Genomic DNA, 1,029 nt, shown 5'->3' on the forward strand with positions numbered 1-1,029 from the left:
ACTCCCAAGTTAAATTATTTGGCATTCGGAGTTTGTCTGAATTCGGTAACCCTAGAGGGGCCCCTCGTCCAAACAGTGCTCTACCTCCAATAATCATCACTTGAGGCTAGCCCTAAAGCTATTTCGGAGAGAACCAGCTATCTCCAAGTTCGATTGGAATTTCTCCGCTACCCACACCTCATCCGCTCACTTTTCAACGTAAGTCGGTTCGGTCCTCCATTCAGTGTTACCTGAACTTCAACCTGGACATGGGTAGATCACTTGGTTTCGGGTCTACGACCAGATACTCATTCGCCCTATTCAGACTCGCTTTCGCTACGGCTCCACATTTACTGCTTAACCTTGCATCAAATCGTAACTCGCCGGTTCATTCTACAAAAGGCACGCCATCACCCATTAACGGGCTCTGACTATTTGTAAGCACACGGTTTCAGGTTCTATTTCACTCCCCTTCCGGGGTGCTTTTCACCTTTCCCTCACGGTACTGGTTCACTATCGGTCACTAGAGAGTATTTAGCCTTGGGAGATGGTCCTCCCAGATTCCGACGGAATTACACGTGTTCCGCCGTACTCAGGATCCACTCAGGAGAGAAATAACTTTCGACTACAGGACCTTTACCTTCTATGGTTGGCTTTTCCAAAACCATTCGTCTAATTATTTCCTTTGTAACTCCGTATTGAGTGTCCTACAACCCCAATAGGCAAGCCTATTGGTTTGGGCTATTCCCGTTTCGCTCGCCGCTACTCAGGGAATCGAGTTTTCTTTCTCTTCCTCCGGGTACTAAGATGTTTCAGTTCTCCGGGTGTGCCTTCTCACATACTATGTATTCATATGTGGATAACATGACATAACTCATGCTGGGTTTCCCCATTCGGAAATCTCTGGATCAAAGCGTACTTACAGCTCCCCAAAGCATATCGTCGTTAGTAACGTCCTTCTTCGGCTTCTAGTGCCAAGGCATCCACCGTGCGCCCTTAATAACTTAATCATGTAAATCCTTAGTTAAGCACTGTGTATCGAAGATACAA

General features: G+C 46.6%; 1 rRNA gene. It reads right to left on the reverse strand.

The window, feature by feature from the left end:
• Positions 1-989, reverse strand: a 23S ribosomal RNA gene (locus LQ688_RS13885); the annotation flags it as partial.
• Positions 990-1,029 lie beyond the last annotated feature (40 nt).

Source organism: Mammaliicoccus sp. J-M40, assembly GCF_022386395.1.
In the GTDB taxonomy this organism is placed as follows: domain Bacteria; phylum Bacillota; class Bacilli; order Staphylococcales; family Staphylococcaceae; genus Mammaliicoccus; species Mammaliicoccus lentus.